This window comes from Massilia pinisoli, assembly GCF_024753285.1.
Lineage (GTDB): Bacteria > Pseudomonadota > Gammaproteobacteria > Burkholderiales > Burkholderiaceae_D > Telluria > Telluria pinisoli.
Genome location: NZ_JANUGW010000028.1, coordinates 1 through 15216 on the forward strand (window position 1 = coordinate 1; position 15216 = coordinate 15216).

The 15216-nt window shown below is 65.4% G+C and carries 15 protein-coding genes; 4 read left to right on the plus strand and 11 right to left on the minus strand.

Annotation, left to right across the window (positions count from 1 at the left end):
* Positions 1–57: 57 nt before the first annotated feature.
* The 3 genes from cysK to tcdA form a co-directional block, all read right to left on the minus strand.
* A complete protein-coding gene (cysK, locus tag NX784_RS25865) occupies positions 58–990 on the minus strand; it encodes a cysteine synthase A (protein WP_258819558.1) in 933 nt (310 codons plus the stop codon).
* 28 nt (positions 991–1018) lie between these two features.
* On the minus strand, positions 1019–1561 hold the full coding sequence (locus NX784_RS25870) for an FKBP-type peptidyl-prolyl cis-trans isomerase (protein WP_258819559.1): 543 nt from the start codon (positions 1559–1561) through the stop codon (positions 1019–1021).
* Between the two features lie 159 nt (positions 1562–1720).
* Entirely contained in the window at positions 1721–2617 is an 897-nt protein-coding gene (tcdA, locus tag NX784_RS25875; protein ID WP_258819560.1) for a tRNA cyclic N6-threonylcarbamoyladenosine(37) synthase TcdA, read from the minus strand.
* Positions 2618–2717: 100 nt separating this feature from the next.
* Here tcdA and pdxH point away from each other — a divergent pair, with 100 nt between their 5' ends.
* Together pdxH and NX784_RS25885 are read left to right on the plus strand one after the other, a co-directional pair.
* Positions 2718–3935, plus strand: a complete 1218-nt coding sequence (gene pdxH, locus NX784_RS25880) for a pyridoxamine 5'-phosphate oxidase (RefSeq protein ID WP_258819561.1) — start codon at positions 2718–2720, stop codon at positions 3933–3935.
* A gap of 38 nt (positions 3936–3973) precedes the next feature.
* Entirely contained in the window at positions 3974–5188 is a 1215-nt protein-coding gene (locus tag NX784_RS25885; protein WP_258819562.1) for a class I SAM-dependent methyltransferase, read from the plus strand.
* Between the two features lie 48 nt (positions 5189–5236).
* On the opposite strand, the gene msrA is transcribed toward NX784_RS25885, so the two are convergent.
* Positions 5237–5776 (minus strand): peptide-methionine (S)-S-oxide reductase MsrA, encoded by a 540-nt coding sequence (msrA, locus tag NX784_RS25890; protein WP_258819563.1) that lies wholly within the window; start codon positions 5774–5776, stop codon positions 5237–5239.
* A gap of 121 nt (positions 5777–5897) precedes the next feature.
* Here msrA and NX784_RS25895 point away from each other — a divergent pair, with 121 nt between their 5' ends.
* Together NX784_RS25895 and NX784_RS25900 are read left to right on the plus strand one after the other, a co-directional pair.
* Complete coding sequence (locus NX784_RS25895) at positions 5898–6398, plus strand: flavin reductase family protein (RefSeq protein ID WP_258819564.1); 501 nt, start codon at positions 5898–5900, stop codon at positions 6396–6398.
* Between the two features lie 151 nt (positions 6399–6549).
* Positions 6550–7743 (plus strand): acyl-CoA dehydrogenase, encoded by a 1194-nt coding sequence (locus NX784_RS25900; protein WP_258819565.1) that lies wholly within the window; start codon positions 6550–6552, stop codon positions 7741–7743.
* Between the two features lie 92 nt (positions 7744–7835).
* Here the strand turns inward: NX784_RS25900 and NX784_RS25905 are convergent, their stop codons facing one another.
* The 7 genes from NX784_RS25905 to fba form a co-directional block, all read right to left on the minus strand.
* Positions 7836–8513 carry an OmpW/AlkL family protein gene (locus tag NX784_RS25905; protein WP_258819566.1) on the minus strand — a complete coding sequence of 226 codons (678 nt, stop codon included), beginning with the start codon at positions 8511–8513 and terminating at the stop codon, positions 7836–7838.
* A 56-nt stretch (positions 8514–8569) separates the two neighbouring features.
* Positions 8570–9934, minus strand: a complete 1365-nt coding sequence (locus tag NX784_RS25910; protein WP_258819567.1) for an SGNH/GDSL hydrolase family protein — start codon at positions 9932–9934, stop codon at positions 8570–8572.
* Between the two features lie 279 nt (positions 9935–10213).
* A complete protein-coding gene (locus tag NX784_RS25915; protein WP_258819568.1) occupies positions 10214–11242 on the minus strand; it encodes an L-threonylcarbamoyladenylate synthase in 1029 nt (342 codons plus the stop codon).
* Positions 11239–12435 (minus strand): 5-(carboxyamino)imidazole ribonucleotide synthase, encoded by a 1197-nt coding sequence (locus NX784_RS25920; protein ID WP_258819569.1) that lies wholly within the window; start codon positions 12433–12435, stop codon positions 11239–11241. The genes NX784_RS25915 and NX784_RS25920 overlap by 4 nt, the downstream gene beginning before the upstream one ends.
* Positions 12435–12941: a 5-(carboxyamino)imidazole ribonucleotide mutase gene (purE, locus tag NX784_RS25925; protein WP_258819570.1), complete on the minus strand. Its 507-nt coding sequence runs from the start codon at positions 12939–12941 to the stop codon at positions 12435–12437. The genes NX784_RS25920 and purE overlap by 1 nt, the downstream gene beginning before the upstream one ends.
* Before the next feature lie 2 nt (positions 12942–12943).
* Positions 12944–13840, minus strand: a complete 897-nt coding sequence (locus tag NX784_RS25930; protein ID WP_258819571.1) for a phosphoribosylaminoimidazolesuccinocarboxamide synthase — start codon at positions 13838–13840, stop codon at positions 12944–12946.
* A 238-nt stretch (positions 13841–14078) separates the two neighbouring features.
* Positions 14079–15143 carry a class II fructose-bisphosphate aldolase gene (gene fba, locus NX784_RS25935; RefSeq protein ID WP_056124652.1) on the minus strand — a complete coding sequence of 355 codons (1065 nt, stop codon included), beginning with the start codon at positions 15141–15143 and terminating at the stop codon, positions 14079–14081.
* Positions 15144–15216: the final 73 nt, after the last annotated feature.

Sequence of the window (15216 nt, forward strand, 5' to 3'; positions counted from 1 at the left end):
GCCCATTAAAAAAAATGGCCCGCACATCGCGGGCCATTTTTTTGAAACGCGCGCCGATCAGTCCGCGAGATTCGCGTACAACGCCGTGCTGAGGTAGCGCTCGCCGAACGACGGGATGATCGTCACGATCAGCTTGCCCGCATTCTCCGGGCGCTTGGCGACCTGGATCGCGGCCCACAGGGCGGCGCCCGACGAGATGCCGACCAGCAGGCCCTCCTCGCGCGCGGCTGCGCGGGCCGTCTCGAACGCGTCGTCGTTCTTGACGGTGATGACCTCGTCGTACACTTTCGTGTTCAGCACTTCCGGAATGAAGCCGGCGCCGATGCCCTGGATCGGGTGCGGTCCCTTCGTGCCCTTGGACAGGATCGGCGACGCTTCCGGTTCCACGGCGATCGCCTGAAAGCCCGGCTTGCGTGCCTTGATCACTTCAGCCACGCCCGTGATCGTGCCGCCCGTGCCGACGCCGGCCACCAGGATGTCGACCTTGCCGTCGGTGTCGCGCCAGATTTCCTCGGCCGTCGTGCGGCGGTGGACGTCCGGGTTCGCCGGGTTGTTGAATTGCTGCGGCATGAAGCAGTTCGGGTCGGACGCGACGATTTCCTCGGCACGGCGGATGGCACCCAGCATCCCTTCCGGCCCAGGCGTCAGCACCAGTTCGGCGCCGTACGCGCGCAGCAGCATGCGGCGCTCGTTGCTCATCGTCTCCGGCATGACGAGGCGGCAGCGGTAGCCGCGCGCCGCGCACACCATCGCCAGCGCGATGCCCGTGTTGCCACTCGTCGGTTCCACGATGATGGTGTTCGGGCCGATCTTGCCGGCCTGCTCGGCCGCTTCGATCATGGCCCAGCCGATCCGGTCCTTCACGCTGTGGGCCGGGTTATAAAACTCGAGCTTGGCGGTGATGTCGGCGCCGGCGCCCTGCGCCAGGCGGCGGATCCGCACCAGGGGGGTATTGCCGATCAATTCCGTCACGTCGTTCGCGATACGCATGCAGTCCTCCAGGTTGATGAATTTGGACTTACTTGACCTTCAACAGTTCCACGTCGAAGATCAGGTCGGAATCCGGCGGGATCGAGCCGCCGCCGGCGCCCCGTTTGCCGTAGGCGAGTTCGCTCGGGATGATCAGGGTGCGCTTGCCGCCCACCTTCATGCCCTGGACGCCCTGCTCCCAGCCCTTGATGACCTGGTGCGCGCCCAGCTGGAACTCGAGCGGTTCGCGGCCCGCATCCAGCGACGAGTCGAATTTGCGGCCGTGCTGCTTGGTGGCGAGCGGCTTGTAGAACCAGCCCGTGTAGTTGACGACGACGTTGCTGCCGATGGTCGCTTCCGCACCCTTGCCGATCACGTGGTCGATGACCTGGACTTTCGGCCCTTGTTCCGCCTGGGCGTCGGGTGCCGGGTTGACGGGATTGGTCGGGTTGGCAGGGGCGGCGGCAGCGGCGGTGGCCTGGGCCGGGTCCTTGGGACCTTGCAGGCCGTTGCCGGCCTGCTGGGATGCGTCCTGCGCGTGGGCGGCGGCAGCCGCCACCAGCAGGCTTGCGAAGGCGATACGACGGATCATGGAGCCTCTTTCATGGATCAGTAAAAACCAGGGCACCTCGCAAAACCGTCGCGAGCGGCAGCAATGCCGTCCGAGACGCGCAGCTGTACGAGGAGTACAGCGAGCATCGCAGGACGGCAGTGCAACGCGCAGCAGGTTTGGCGACGTGCCCGACTGATCCTATGATAACAAGGCGTCTTCCTCTTGGACAGCGTCGACGGATTCGGTTACATGTAGCGGTGCCGGCACGGCATTGGCCTCTTCCGCCAGCTTGCGCAGCAGATGCCCGGCCGCGACCATGCCGAACGTGGCCGTGACGACCATGCTCGAGCCGAAGCCCGCGCAGTTCAGGCCCGTGATGCTGTTCGCGTCGACCGCGCACGCATCGCCCGCTTCCGGGTAGCGCAGCGGTTCCATCGAGAACACCGCGTCGATGTGGTACTTGTTCTTTTCGCCGCGCGCGAAACCGTACTGGGCGCGCAGCACCTTGCGCACTTTCTTCAGCAGCGGCTCCTGCTCGGTGCGGGCGAGGTCGCGCACCTCGATCTTGGTCGGGTCGAGCTGGCCGCCGGCGCCGCCGATGACGATCAGCGGAAGCGCATGCCGGCTGCAGTACGCGATCAGCGCGGCCTTCGCCTTCACGCTGTCGATGGCGTCGACGACGTAGTCGAACTTGTCCGTGCCGATCATCGCCGGGATATTGTCCGGATCGATGAAGTCTTCGACGAGCTCCACTTCACAATACGGATTGATGAGCGCGATGCGCTGCTTCAACGCCTCGATCTTGGGCATGCCGACCGTCGTCGACAAGGCCTGGATCTGCCGGTTGATGTTGGACTCGGCCACGTTGTCGAGGTCGATGAGCGTGAGCCGACCGACGGCGCTGCGCGCGAGTGCTTCGACGATCCACGAGCCGACGCCGCCGACGCCGACCACGCAAACGTGCGCCGCACGGAAACGTTCCAGTGCACGCTCGCCGTAGAGGCGGCCAATGCCGCCGAAGCGGCGGCCGAAATCGACGTCGGCGAGCATGTCGTCCGCAACCGTCACAGGGAGGGAGGTGGAAATCGTAGTCATGATCCCTTCATTTTACCGGACGGAATCGCGCTCCTTGCCCTAAAATAACTTTCAGTCAATCAAAAAATCATCCGCACACTGCGCGTCCACAACAGCGACCATGAACACATTACTTCCCGATCCCGCTCCCGATTTCGACCAGCCCGTCGCCGTCCTCAAGCATTGCCACGGGCGTATCCGCAAGCAGCTCGCCACGTTGGAAAAACTGCTCGTCCACCTGCCGGAATACGGCACCGACGAGCAGGCGCGCCAGGCGGCCGGAGCCGTGCTGAAATACTTCGACAAGGCGGCGCACCTGCACCACGACGACGAAGAACAGGACCTGCTGCCGATGCTGCGGGCCGTCGCGCAGGGCGAGGACGCGGCCACCTTGCAGGCGCTGGCGCCGCGCATCCTGCAGGAACACAAGGACATGGATGCGATGTGGCAAGACCTGCACGAGCAGCTGACGGCCATCGCGGACGGCAGCGGCACGCAGTTGTCGGCCTCGATCGTGCGCCGCTTCGTGCAGTGCTACCAGGGCCATATGGAACGCGAGGAAGGCTTCGTGGCGCCAATGGCGCTGCGCCTGTTCGGGCCCGAGCAGATGGCCCGCCTGGGCGGCGCGATGCGTCGTCGCCGCGGCCTGGACGAGCCGGTGGCGTCCGTCACACCGGCGTCACATGCGGCCCCGACAATCGGCGAACGAGTGGCGGACCTGCGCAAGGACTACGGCCAGGCGAGCCTGGACGAGAGCGACGTCGCCGACGACCCGATCGCGCAATTCGCGCGCTGGTTCGAGGAAGCGCTGAAGGCCGAGGTGAACGAGCCGAACGCGATGAGCGTGGCCACCGTCGACGCGGATGGACGGCCGACGTCGCGCATCGTGCTCGTCAAGCAGTTCGACGCGCGCGGCTTCACGTGGTACACGAATTATGCGAGCCAAAAAGGCAAGCAACTGGAAAGCACGCCTTTTGCGGCTCTGCTATTCTTCTGGAGTGAACTTGAACGGCAAGTACGGATCGAAGGCAGAGTCGAACGTACGAGTGCCGAGGAAAGCGATAAGTATTTCAACAGCCGGCCCCTGAAGAGCCGGCTGTCGGCGATCGCGTCCGAGCAAAGCGAACCGATCGCGAGCCGTGCCGCCCTCGAAGCACATTACGAGGAAGTGGCGCGTCAATATGGCGAAGCACCGCCACGGCCACAACACTGGGGCGGTTTTCGCCTGGTGCCGGAACGGATCGAGTTCTGGCAGGGGCGGCGTTCACGCTTCCACGACCGCATCGTCTACACGCGGCAGGAAGACGGCAGCTGGGCGCGGCAACGTTTGCAACCCTGAGCCAGCCATCTGGTCCAGGACTAGCCGGAGGAATACGCGTGTTCGACCAGATGAAGCTTTCCGCCTGGACTTCAGGCATCCGCAGCAAGTTCAACCTGCCCCTGCGCGTCGAGTTGTGGAACGGCGCGCACGTTGACCTGTCGCCCGACCAGCCGCGCGTCAAGATCCGCGTGCCGAATCCGGGCGGGCTGCGCTACCTGCTCGCGCCGTCGCTGGGCAGCCTGGGGGAGGCCTATGTCGAAGGCGCGCTCGAAATCGAAGGCCGCGCGGCCGACATGATCCAGGTGGGCTCTGCCCTCGCGGAAACGACGGGCAAGCCGGCGCGCACGAGCCGCGTCGCCAACGCGGCCATGCGCCTCATCTCGCCGCACACGCGCGAGAAGGATGCCGAGGCCATCCGCTACCACTACGACGTTTCCAACGAGTTCTACAGCCTGTTCCTCGACCCGGCCATGGTGTATTCGTGCGCCTATTTCGAGAACGGCGACGAGGACCTCGCCACGGCCCAGCAAAAGAAGATCGACCACATCCTCACCAAGATCGGCGTGCAGCCGGGCCAGACCCTGCTCGACATCGGTTGCGGCTGGGGCGCCCTCGTCATGCGCGCGGCAAGCAAGTTCGGTGCGCGCTGCGTCGGGGTCACGCTGTCCGAGCGCCAGTGCGAGCTGGCGCGCACGCGCGTGGCCGAGGCGGGCCTGCGGGACCGCGTCGAGATCCGCCTGCAGGACTACCGCGACGTCGACGGCCAGTTCGACCGCATCACGAGCGTCGGCATGTTCGAGCACGTCGGTGTGGACCATCTGCCCGAGTACTTCGGGCGCGTCAGCAAGCTGCTGGCACCCGGTGGCGTCGTGATGAACCACGGCATCACGACGACGGACGTCGAGCAGCGCAACAGCCCGCACGGCAGTGGCGAGTTCATCGACAAATACGTGTTCCCGCACGGCGAGCTGGCGCACCTGTCGACCGTCATCCGCACGATGCAGGAAGGCGGCCTCGAAGTGCGCGACGTGGAAAACCTGCGGCGCCACTACGCCCGCACGTGCGCGCTGTGGACGGAAAATTTCGAGAACAATGCCGACCGCATCCGGGCCACATGCGACCCCAAGACCTTCCGCATCTGGCACGTCTACCTGGCCGGCTGCGCGTACGGCTTCGCGCACGACTGGATCAGCCTGTACCAGATCGTGTGCGGCAAGGCGGGCGACACGCCGGACCTGATGCCGTGGTCGCGCAAGTATATGTATCGGTGATTGATGTGCCTGGTGGGCACGGCGTGCCCACCTCCGCACCGCCGGAAATTATTTGACGCGGTCCGTGAACGTCTTGCGGAACTTGGCCACCTTGGGCGCCACGACGAATGCGCAATAGCCCTGCAGCGGATGTTGGGCGAAATAATTCTGGTGGTAATCCTCGGCCTTGAACCACTGCTCGGCCGGCAGCACCTGCGTGACGATCGGCGCATCCCACACGGCGGCCATCTCGGCCATCACCTTGCGCGCCGTCGCTTCCTGCTCCGGCGACGTGAAGAAGATCACCGAGCGGTATTGCGTACCCACGTCGTTGCCCTGGCGGTTGAGCGTCGTCGGGTCGTGGATAGTGAAAAAGATTTCCAGGATGTCGCGGTAGCTGATCACGCTCGGATCGAATTCCAGGCGCACCACTTCCGCGTGGCCCGTCGTGCCCGCGCACACCTGTTCGTACGTCGGGGCGGGCGTCGTGCCGCCCATATAGCCCGATTCCACGCGGAGAATACCGCGCGCTTCCAGATAGACCGCTTCCAGGCACCAGAAACACCCGCCGCCCAGGATGGCCACTTCGGTTGCGGATTGCTGGCTCATACTGTCTCCTCGAGGAATGAATTGTTTTCCATAGCTTCACTGTAACCGAAAGCGCATGCTTGTGCAGGACCGAAACATGGCCCGCCCGAGGGGAATAGCCCATTGGTGGCATAATGCGCGCATGAACACCAGCTCACCTCGCGCCGCCACGCGCGGTTTCGATTCCGCCCATTTCCGCCAAGCCCTGTCGCAATTCGCGACCGGCGTCACCGTGATCACGACGCGCCTCGGCGACGGCAAATTCCGCGGCCTGACCGCGTCCTCGTTCAATTCCGTGTCGCTGGAGCCGCCGCTGGTGCTGTGGAGCCTGTCGAACATCGCCAACAGCCTGCCCATCTTCACCGGGAATTCGCACTATGTGATCAACGTCCTGTCCGCCGGACAGGAAGAGCTGGCGCGCCGGTTCTCGCGCCGCGGGCACGATCCGTTCGAGGGCGTCGAGTACGAATTGTCGCGCACCGGACAGCCGATCCTGAAAGGCGTCTCCGCCTGGTTCGAATGCCACAACCGCAGCCGCTATCCGGAAGGCGACCATGTGATCTTCGTGGGCGAAGTCGAGGACTGCGCCGTGCATCCGCAATCCGCGCTGCTGTTCCATGGCGGGCGCTTCAGCAGCACGTGACCCGGACTACGCGCATCCTTGCTCGTTTAAAAATGAAAATGGCTGTCGCAGTTTGAAAAGATGCGGCAAGGCGGGGTTTCTATAATGGCTCGACCCGGGCGGCCATCCTTTCGCCCGCCACCATTCTTACAAGAATTGAGACAGGAGCCCCATGAGCCGTTCCGCTACGCCCCACAAAGCCCAGTTCCATTGGGATGACCCGCTGCTGCTGAACGAGCAGCTGCTCGACGAGGAGCGCATGGTGCGCGATGCCGCCGCGGCCTATTGCCAGGACAAGCTGCTGCCGCGCGTCCTCGAAGCCTTCCGCCACGAAACCACCGACGCCGCCATCTTCCGCGAGATGGGCGAACTGGGCCTGCTGGGCCCGACGATCCCCGAGCAATATGGCGGCCCCGGCCTGAACTACGTCAGCTACGGCCTGATCGCGCGCGAAGTCGAGCGCGTCGATTCCGGCTACCGCTCGATGATGAGCGTGCAGTCGTCGCTCGTGATGGTGCCCATCTACGAATTCGGCAACGAGGCGACGAAGCAGAAATACCTGCCGAAGCTGGCGACCGGCGAATGGATCGGCTGCTTCGGCCTCACGGAACCGAACCACGGCTCCGACCCCGGCTCGATGGTCACGCGCGCGCGCAAGGTCGACGGCGGCTATGCGCTGTCCGGCTCGAAGATGTGGATCACGAACTCCCCGATCGCCGACGTGTTCGTCGTGTGGGCCAAGGATGACGAAGGCAAGATCCGCGGCTTCGTGCTGGAAAAAGGCTGGAAGGGCCTGTCGGCACCGGCCATCCACGGCAAGGTGGGCCTGCGCGCATCGATCACGGGCGAGATCGTGATGGACGAGGTGTTCTGCCCCGAAGAAAATGCCTTCCCGGAAGTGCGCGGCCTGAAGGGTCCGTTCACGTGCCTGAACTCGGCCCGCTACGGCATCGCCTGGGGCGCGCTGGGTGCGGCCGAAGACTGCTGGCACCGTGCCCGCCAGTACGTGCTGGACCGCAAGCAATTCGGCAAGCCGCTGGCCGCCAACCAGCTGATCCAGAAGAAGCTGGCCGACATGCAGACGGAAATCACGCTGGGCCTGCAGGGCGTGCTGCGCCTGGGCCGCATGAAGGACGAAGGCACGGCCGCCGTCGAGATCACGTCGATCATGAAGCGCAATTCCTGCGGCAAGTCGCTGGACATCGCGCGCATGGCCCGCGACATGATGGGCGGCAACGGCATCAGCGACGAGTTCGGCGTGGCGCGCCACCTCGTCAACCTGGAGGTCGTCAACACGTACGAGGGCACGCACGATATCCACGCGCTGATCCTCGGCCGCGCGCAGACCGGCATCGCTGCGTTCTGACGTTAACGGTACGCGTGGTGGGCACAGGGTGCCCACCAGCACCGACGAAAAAAAACCGCCACGAAGGCGGTTTTTTTATTGCTCGAGCCAGCTCAGAACTTGTAACCCAGCGTCAGCACCGTCGAGTTCGGATCCAGCTTCATGTGCTGGCCCTGGTGCGTCGAGAAGTGCACGTCGGTCCGCAGGCGCGTCTTCACCAGCGCGGCGTTGATGAACCATTTCGGGCTGAAATTCCACACGCCGCCGATCTGGCCCGACACGGTCCACTTGTTGTCGATGCTGAACGTCGTCGCCGGACCGCCCGGGTTCGTCAGCGCGGTCATGCGGAACGAGCCGGTTTCCTTGTAGAAGTAGGCGTAGGTCACGCCCAAGCCCACGTACGGACGGAAGGCCGCATTCGGCTGGAAGAAGCGGTATTGCAGGAACGCGGTCGGCGGCAGGGCTTTCACCGTGCCCAGCTCGCCGGTGCCGGCGATGGCGCCCGCGCCGTACAGGCTGTGCTTGTACGGGGTCGCGAACGTGAATTCGCCGCTGATGTTGTCGGTGACACCGTAGTTGACGACGATCACGGGTTCCGTGTCCTTGCCGACGTCGCCCAGCGAATTCGGCAGGGCCGGAGCCGTGATCGCGCCGCTCGTCACGTGCGGGGTGATCTGGGTGGCACCGGCCGACAGGGTCCACTGTCCCTTCGACTGCGCCGCAGCGCCGCCCGCCACAGCCAGCGCGCCCGCGGCAACCAGCAGTTTCACGACATTGGAACTTACTTTCATGTTTTCTCCTGATTCTTATTGAGCGCCCGCCGTCTCCCGACGGGCTGTCGTGACGATTACAGCCAACCCTTCGTGGCCATCTGCTCGAGGACGTAGCGCGCGACCAGCCAGTTCTCGAACGGCGTCGGGTGCACGTCGTCGGCGAACATGTAGTGGCTGACGTCGCCGGCGATCACGTTCTTCGCGTTGCAGACGAGCGAGGTGGTGCCCAGGGCGTTCGGGCCGCAAGCCGGGGTCGACGTATTGGTGAGGCCGTACGGGGCCGGGTTGATCACTTCGTCGTGGCTGACGGTCCACAGGTCGACGTACAGGATCTTCGGATCGCCCGCGACGCCGGCCTTCAGCTGGGCGTTGAACGCGTCGACGGCCGTCTGGATCAGGGTCTGCACGGCAGCCGGCTGCGACTTGCCCGACGGCGTCGATGCCACGTCCGGCAGGTTGTTCACGACGACGTAGTTCGCGCCCTTGCCGACAATCTGGGTCTTGACGAGGGCCGCCAGCTGACCGCCCGCGGTCGCCATCGCGGTGACGACCCCGGGGCCGTTGTTAGTCAGGTAGGTGGCGCCTGCCTGCTGGCCGGCGGCATCGGCGTCGGCCTTGGCCTTGGCGGCCATCGGCAGGTACACCGTGGATTGCGCGGCCGGCGTATTGCCTGCCAGGACCGCTGCCTGGACGGCGGCCGCAACGATCGTATCGTTCGTGTGGCCGGCGCGGGCCGATTCCGTCTGGATCGCCAGCACGATGGATTGGAACGCGGTGGTCGGGTTCGTCGCACCGGCGGCCAGCTGGGTGGCCAGCGACACGGCGAAGGTCTGCGCACCGGCCGCGGTACCGGCTGCCGTCGCGTTCGTCGACAGCTGGCCCAGCAGGAACAGGATGTCGTTACCGCCGGCCATCACGGTCACCAGCTCGGTGCCGCTGAATTTGCCGCCGGTCTTGGCCAAGTGGTTCGCGATCTGCGTTACCACGGGCACAGTGGTTGCGCCCAGCGCCGCGCCGGTGAGCGCGTTGCCCGGGCCAACCGGGTTCGTCACGCGCGAACCGCCCTGCGCATAGTTCAGGCAGTTGACGTTGAAGGTGATCGGTACGTTGAGGCCTTGCGCCGCATTTCCCTGCAGACCGGTCTGGGCCGGGCACGGTACCGGCAACTGCAGCTGGGCAGCGACGAATTCGGTCCAGTTCTTGCCCGTCAGGTCGGGGCTGATCGACGTATTGTCACCGTTGATCGTGAACTTGCCGCCGCCCAGTGCCTTGACGGTGCCAACCGCATAGGTACCGACGTCCGACAGGCTGTCGCCGAACGATACCTGGGCGCTGAACTTGGTGGCCGGGGTCTGGTCACCAGCGCGGGGGCTGCTTCCGCCGCATGCCGTCAGGGCGGCGGCGGTCAACAGTGCAAGCGCGAATGAGGTCTTACGCATTGTGTCTCCTAAAGAAATTTTTCTTCTGCAACGAACGGCCGTGCTATTCGTGTCTTAACAATATGCCAGTGTTCAGCAGCGTTGTATAGCGAAAAGCTTTGTCGTGCACGAGCAACAACACGCGAATAGCGGCGCTAGGGACCAGGCCGGCAGCGGCCGATTATAGCAATGCCACCGGCATGTTCATGGCCGAATTTGACAATGTTGAAGAGAAACAAACACCGTGGCGCGCGCGCGACAACCCGGACGGGACGCCCGGCCCTGTCGCGGGGCAGACTGTTATAAGGCGGGCGCGTCGTTGATCAGCCCATGCACGATGCCGGTCGAGCCGTGCGCGGCGCGGCGCAGGCGGTCGTTGACGCCCAGCCACGGGCCGTCCTGCGGCGGCGCTTCGACGAGGATGATATCGGCGGAGGTGCCGTCCATCGCCCGCAGCGCCGCATACAGCGCGTGGGCAAACCCGTCCGGCGCGGCCGGCAGGCGCACGGCCGCATGCGTGGCGGGCAGGTCGGAGTAATGGATCAACGCGACGGTGCGCCCGGCCGCATGCAGGCGGGCCACCGTGTCGACGAGCGTCGCCGTGTCCTGCATGGCGACGGGGGTATGCGGTGCGTAATGCGATTCCAACGTGCCCGACGCGCGGGGCGCCGCGGCATCGGGTCGGGCCGGCACCTGGTCGATGACGGCCGCGATGGCATCCGCCGAAATATGGCCGGGACGCAGCAGCACGGGGCCGTGCGTGGCCAGGCGCGAGAGATCCACGATCGTCGATTCGATGCCGACCTCGCTCTGGCCGCCATCCAGCACGAACGCGATGCGGCCGTGTTCTCCGATGTCGTCGCCGAACTCGTCGCGCACGTGCTGCGCCGTCGTCGGGCTCACGGCGCCGAACTTGTTCGCGGACGGCGCGGCGACGCCGCCCTTCCCGCCCTTGAATGCCTGCAGCAATTGGATGGCGACCGGATGCGACGGGCAGCGGATGCCGACCGTGTCCTGGCCGCCCGAGACGGCGTCCGGGATGTGCGGCGCGCGTTTCAGGATCATCGTCAGCGGGCCCGGCCAGAAGGCGTCGGCCAGCTGATGGGCTTCCGACGGGATGTCGGTGGTCCAGTAATCCAAATCGGCGCCCGGGGCCACGTGCACGATCACGGGGTGATCCTGCGGGCGGCCCTTGGCGGCATAGATCGCGGCGACGGCGGCCGGGTTCTCAGCGTCGGCGCCGAGGCCGTACACGGTCTCCGTCGGCAGCGCGACGAGCCGGCCGGCCTCGAGCGCACGTGCGGCCGCCTTGATCACGTCATCCGTCACAACCCGATCCCCAGGATGACGCACGCCTGCGCGAAACTCGCCTGGGCTTCGGCCAGCGTGGGCGCGACGAACGTCACGTGGCCCATCTTGCGGCCACGGCGCGGATCCGTCTTGCCGTACAGGTGCAGGTTCGCACCGGGCAACGCCAGCACCTGGTCCCACGCGGGTTCGCGCGCGACGTCGCTGGCGCCATCGAACCACACGTCGCCGAGGATGTTCAGCATGACGGCGGGCGAATGCTGGCGCACGTCGCCCAGCGGCAGCTTCGCCATCGCGCGGACCTGCTGCGCAAACTGACTCGTGACGCATGCGTCGATCGTGTAGTGGCCGCTGTTGTGCGGGCGCGGCGCCATCTCGTTGACGACCAGGGAACCGTCGGCCAGCACGAAGAACTCGATGCACAGCACGCCGACATAACCGAGCTCGGCCACGATGGCACGCGCCGCATCCTGCGCCTTGCGCGCGCAGTCGGCGGACACGTTCGGGCCCGGCACGGTCGTCGTGAACAGGATGCCGTCGCGGTGCACGTTTTCCGCGATCGGGTAGACGACGGACTGGCCATCCGCACCACGCGCCGTCAGCACGGACACTTCATAGGCCAGCGGCAGCATCTTTTCCAGCAGACAGGTCAGGCGGCCCATGGACTCCCACGCGGCGCGGACGTCCTCGCGCGTGCGCACGCGCACCTGGCCCTTGCCGTCGTAGCCCATGCGCACCGTTTTGAGGATGCCGGGCAGCAGGTCGTCGGCGATGGCGTCGACGTCGGCATCGCTCGCGATCACCTTGTGCGGCGCCGGCATCACGCCGGATTTGCCGGCGCAGGCGACGAAGAACGATTTTTCCGCGATGCGGTCCTGCGCGACGGACACGCCGTGCGCGTTCGGCGCCACGAACACCTGCTGCGCGAGGCGCGACAGGCTGGCGGCCGGGACGTTTTCGAATTCCGTCGTCACGGCCACGCATTGCGCCGCGAGCGCATCGAGGCCGGCCGCATCTTCATAGCCGGCCTCGACGAGGCGCTCGGCCACCTGGCCGGCCGGGCAGTCGGTCGACGGCTCCAGCACCGCCACGCGGTAGCCCATCGCCTGCGCGGCGTGGGCGAACATGCGGCCCAGCTGGCCGCCGCCCATCACGCCGAGCCAGGCAGGTTCGCCAGCCGCTGGGAGATAGGCTTGGGACTTCGTAGTACTCATCACTCGTTCACGGGCAGGGTCATGGCCTTGGCGGCGGCGGTCTGTTGCTGGCGGAATTGTTCCAGCTGGCCGGCCAGCGCGTCGTCCGTCGTCGCGATGATGGCGATCGCGGTCAGCGCGGCATTCGCGGCACCGGCCTCGCCGATCGCGAACGTCGACACGGGAACGCCCTTCGGCATCTGCACGATCGACAGCAGCGAGTCTTCGCCGCGCAGGTACTTCGACGGCACGGGCACGCCCAGCACGGGCACGACCGTCTTCGCGGCCACCATGCCCGGCAGGTGCGCGGCACCGCCGGCACCGGCGATGATGGCGCGCAGGCCGCGGCTACGGGCCGTTTCCGCGTACGTGAACATCTCGTCCGGCATGCGGTGCGCCGAGATCACCTGCGCCTCGAACGGCACGCCGAACTGCTTCAGCATGGCGCACGCGTGCTGCATCACGTCCCAGTCGGAGCTGGAACCCATGATCACGCCCACGAGTGGTTTGTTCTGCTGATCCGCCATCGTCAGACCTTCAGCTTCTCGCCCGTCAGGCGTTCGATGGCTTCGAAGTACTTGGCCTGGGTTTTTTCGATGACGTCCTGCGGCAGCGCCGGCGCCGGCGGCGTCTTGTTCCAGTCCTTCAGCGTTTCCAGGTAGTCGCGCACGAACTGCTTGTCGAACGACGGGGGCGACATGTCCGGTGCGTACGAGTCGGCGGGCCAGAAGCGCGAGGAATCGGCCGTCAGGACTTCGTCCATCAGGTGCAGCACGCCGTTCTCGTCCAGGCCGAACTCGAACTTGGTATCGGCGATGATGATGCCGCGCGTGGCCGCGTAGTCGGCGGCGGTCTTGTACAGCTGGATGCTGATGTCGCGGATTTTATTCGCCAGCTCGGAACCGATGCGCTGTTCCATGTCGGCGAAGCTGATGTTCTCGTCGTGCTCGCCCAGGTCGGCTTTCGCGGCCGGGGTGAACAGCGGCTCGGCAAGCTTGTCGGCCTGGCGCAGGCCGGCCGGCAACTGGATGCCGCAGACGGCGCCGGTCGCCTGGTAATCCTTCCAGCCCGAACCGATGATGTAGCCGCGCACGACGGCTTCCACGAGGATCGGCTTGAGGCGCTTGGCGACGACGGCGCGGCCTTTCACCTGCTCCACTTCTTCCGGCGCGACCACGGATTCCGGCGCGACGCCGGTCAGATGGTTCGGCACGATGTGGCCGAGTTTCTCGAACCAGAAATCGGTCATCTGGTTCAGCACCATGCCCTTGCCGGGAATCGGTTCGTTCATGACGACGTCGAACGCGGACAGGCGGTCGGTCGTGACGATCAGGATCTTGTCGTCGCCGACGGCGTAGTTGTCACGGACCTTGCCGCGGCCCAGCAATGGCAGGGAAGAAATAGTGGATTGGTAGAGGCTTTTCATAGAGGGGATATCTTGATAAAGCGAGACCGGCGAAGAGGCCGGTCGGATGGGCGGCGGTTCGGGAGAACCGGTGCCAAAGCGATATTTTACGTGATTCTCACGTCATCGTCGTCAAAAGCAAACGATGAGGTCGTAGGGTGGCGGCTTGCCGTCCACGCGGTGATACGCGACACGAGATATGTCGTGTCAATGCCGCCGAAAGTTGAACGCGTGGGCGGCAAAGCCGCCCACCCTACCCTTACTGGACGATCTGAGCCAGTTCGCCAGCCTTGTAGCGCTCAGCCATTTTCTCCAGCGGAATCGGCTTGATCTTGGCGGCCATGCCTTCGCAGCCGAAGGAGATATAGCGTGCCTTGCAGATCTGCGTCGCCGCTTCGCGCGCCGGCTTCAGGTAGTCGCGCGGGTCGAACTTGGACGGGTTCTCGAATAGATATTTGCGGATCGCGGCCGTCATCGCCAGGCGAATGTCGGTGTCGATGTTGATCTTGCGGACGCCGTGCTTGATGCCTTCCTGGATTTCCTCGACCGGCACGCCATACGTTTCCTTCATGTCGCCGCCGAATTCGCGGATGATGGCCAGCAGTTCCTGCGGGACCGACGACGAGCCGTGCATCACGAGGTGCGTGTTCGGGATGCGCGCGTGGATTTCCTTGATGCGGTCGATGGCGAGGATGTCGCCGGTCGGCTTGCGCGTGAATTTATAGGCGCCGTGCGACGTGCCGATGGCGATGGCCAGCGCATCGCACTGCGTGCGCGCGACGAAGTCGGCGGCTTGCGCGACGTCGGTCAGCAGCTCTTCGCGGGTCATGGTGCGATCCGCGCCGTGGCCGTCTTCCTTGTCGCCCTTCATCGTTTCCAGCGAACCGAGCACGCCCAGTTCCGCTTCGACGGTGACGCCGATCGAGTGCGCGAACTTGACGACTTCCTTCGACACTTCGACGTTGTAGTCATACGAGGCGACGGACTTGCCGTCCGCTTCCAGCGAGCCGTCCATCATGACCGAGGTGAAACCCGAGCGGATCGCGGCCATGCAGACGGCCGGCGACTGGCCGTGGTCCTGGTGCATGACGACGGGGATGTGCGGATAGGCTTCGACGGCGGCGTCGATCAGGTGGCGCAGGAACGCTTCGCCGGCATATTTGCGGGCGCCTGCCGACGCCTGCATGATCACCGGGCTGCCGGTCTGGTCGGCCGCGGCCATGATGGCCTGGACCTGTTCCAGATTGTTGACGTTAAACGCCGGGAGGCCGTAGCCGTGTTCGGCGGCGTGGTCCAGCAGTTGACGCATTGATACGAGTGCCATGGTTTAGCTCCATAGGAATAAAGAAACCTTTCCGGGTCTCACACCTGCTGCGCGCGCGGATGCAGCTGGCCTC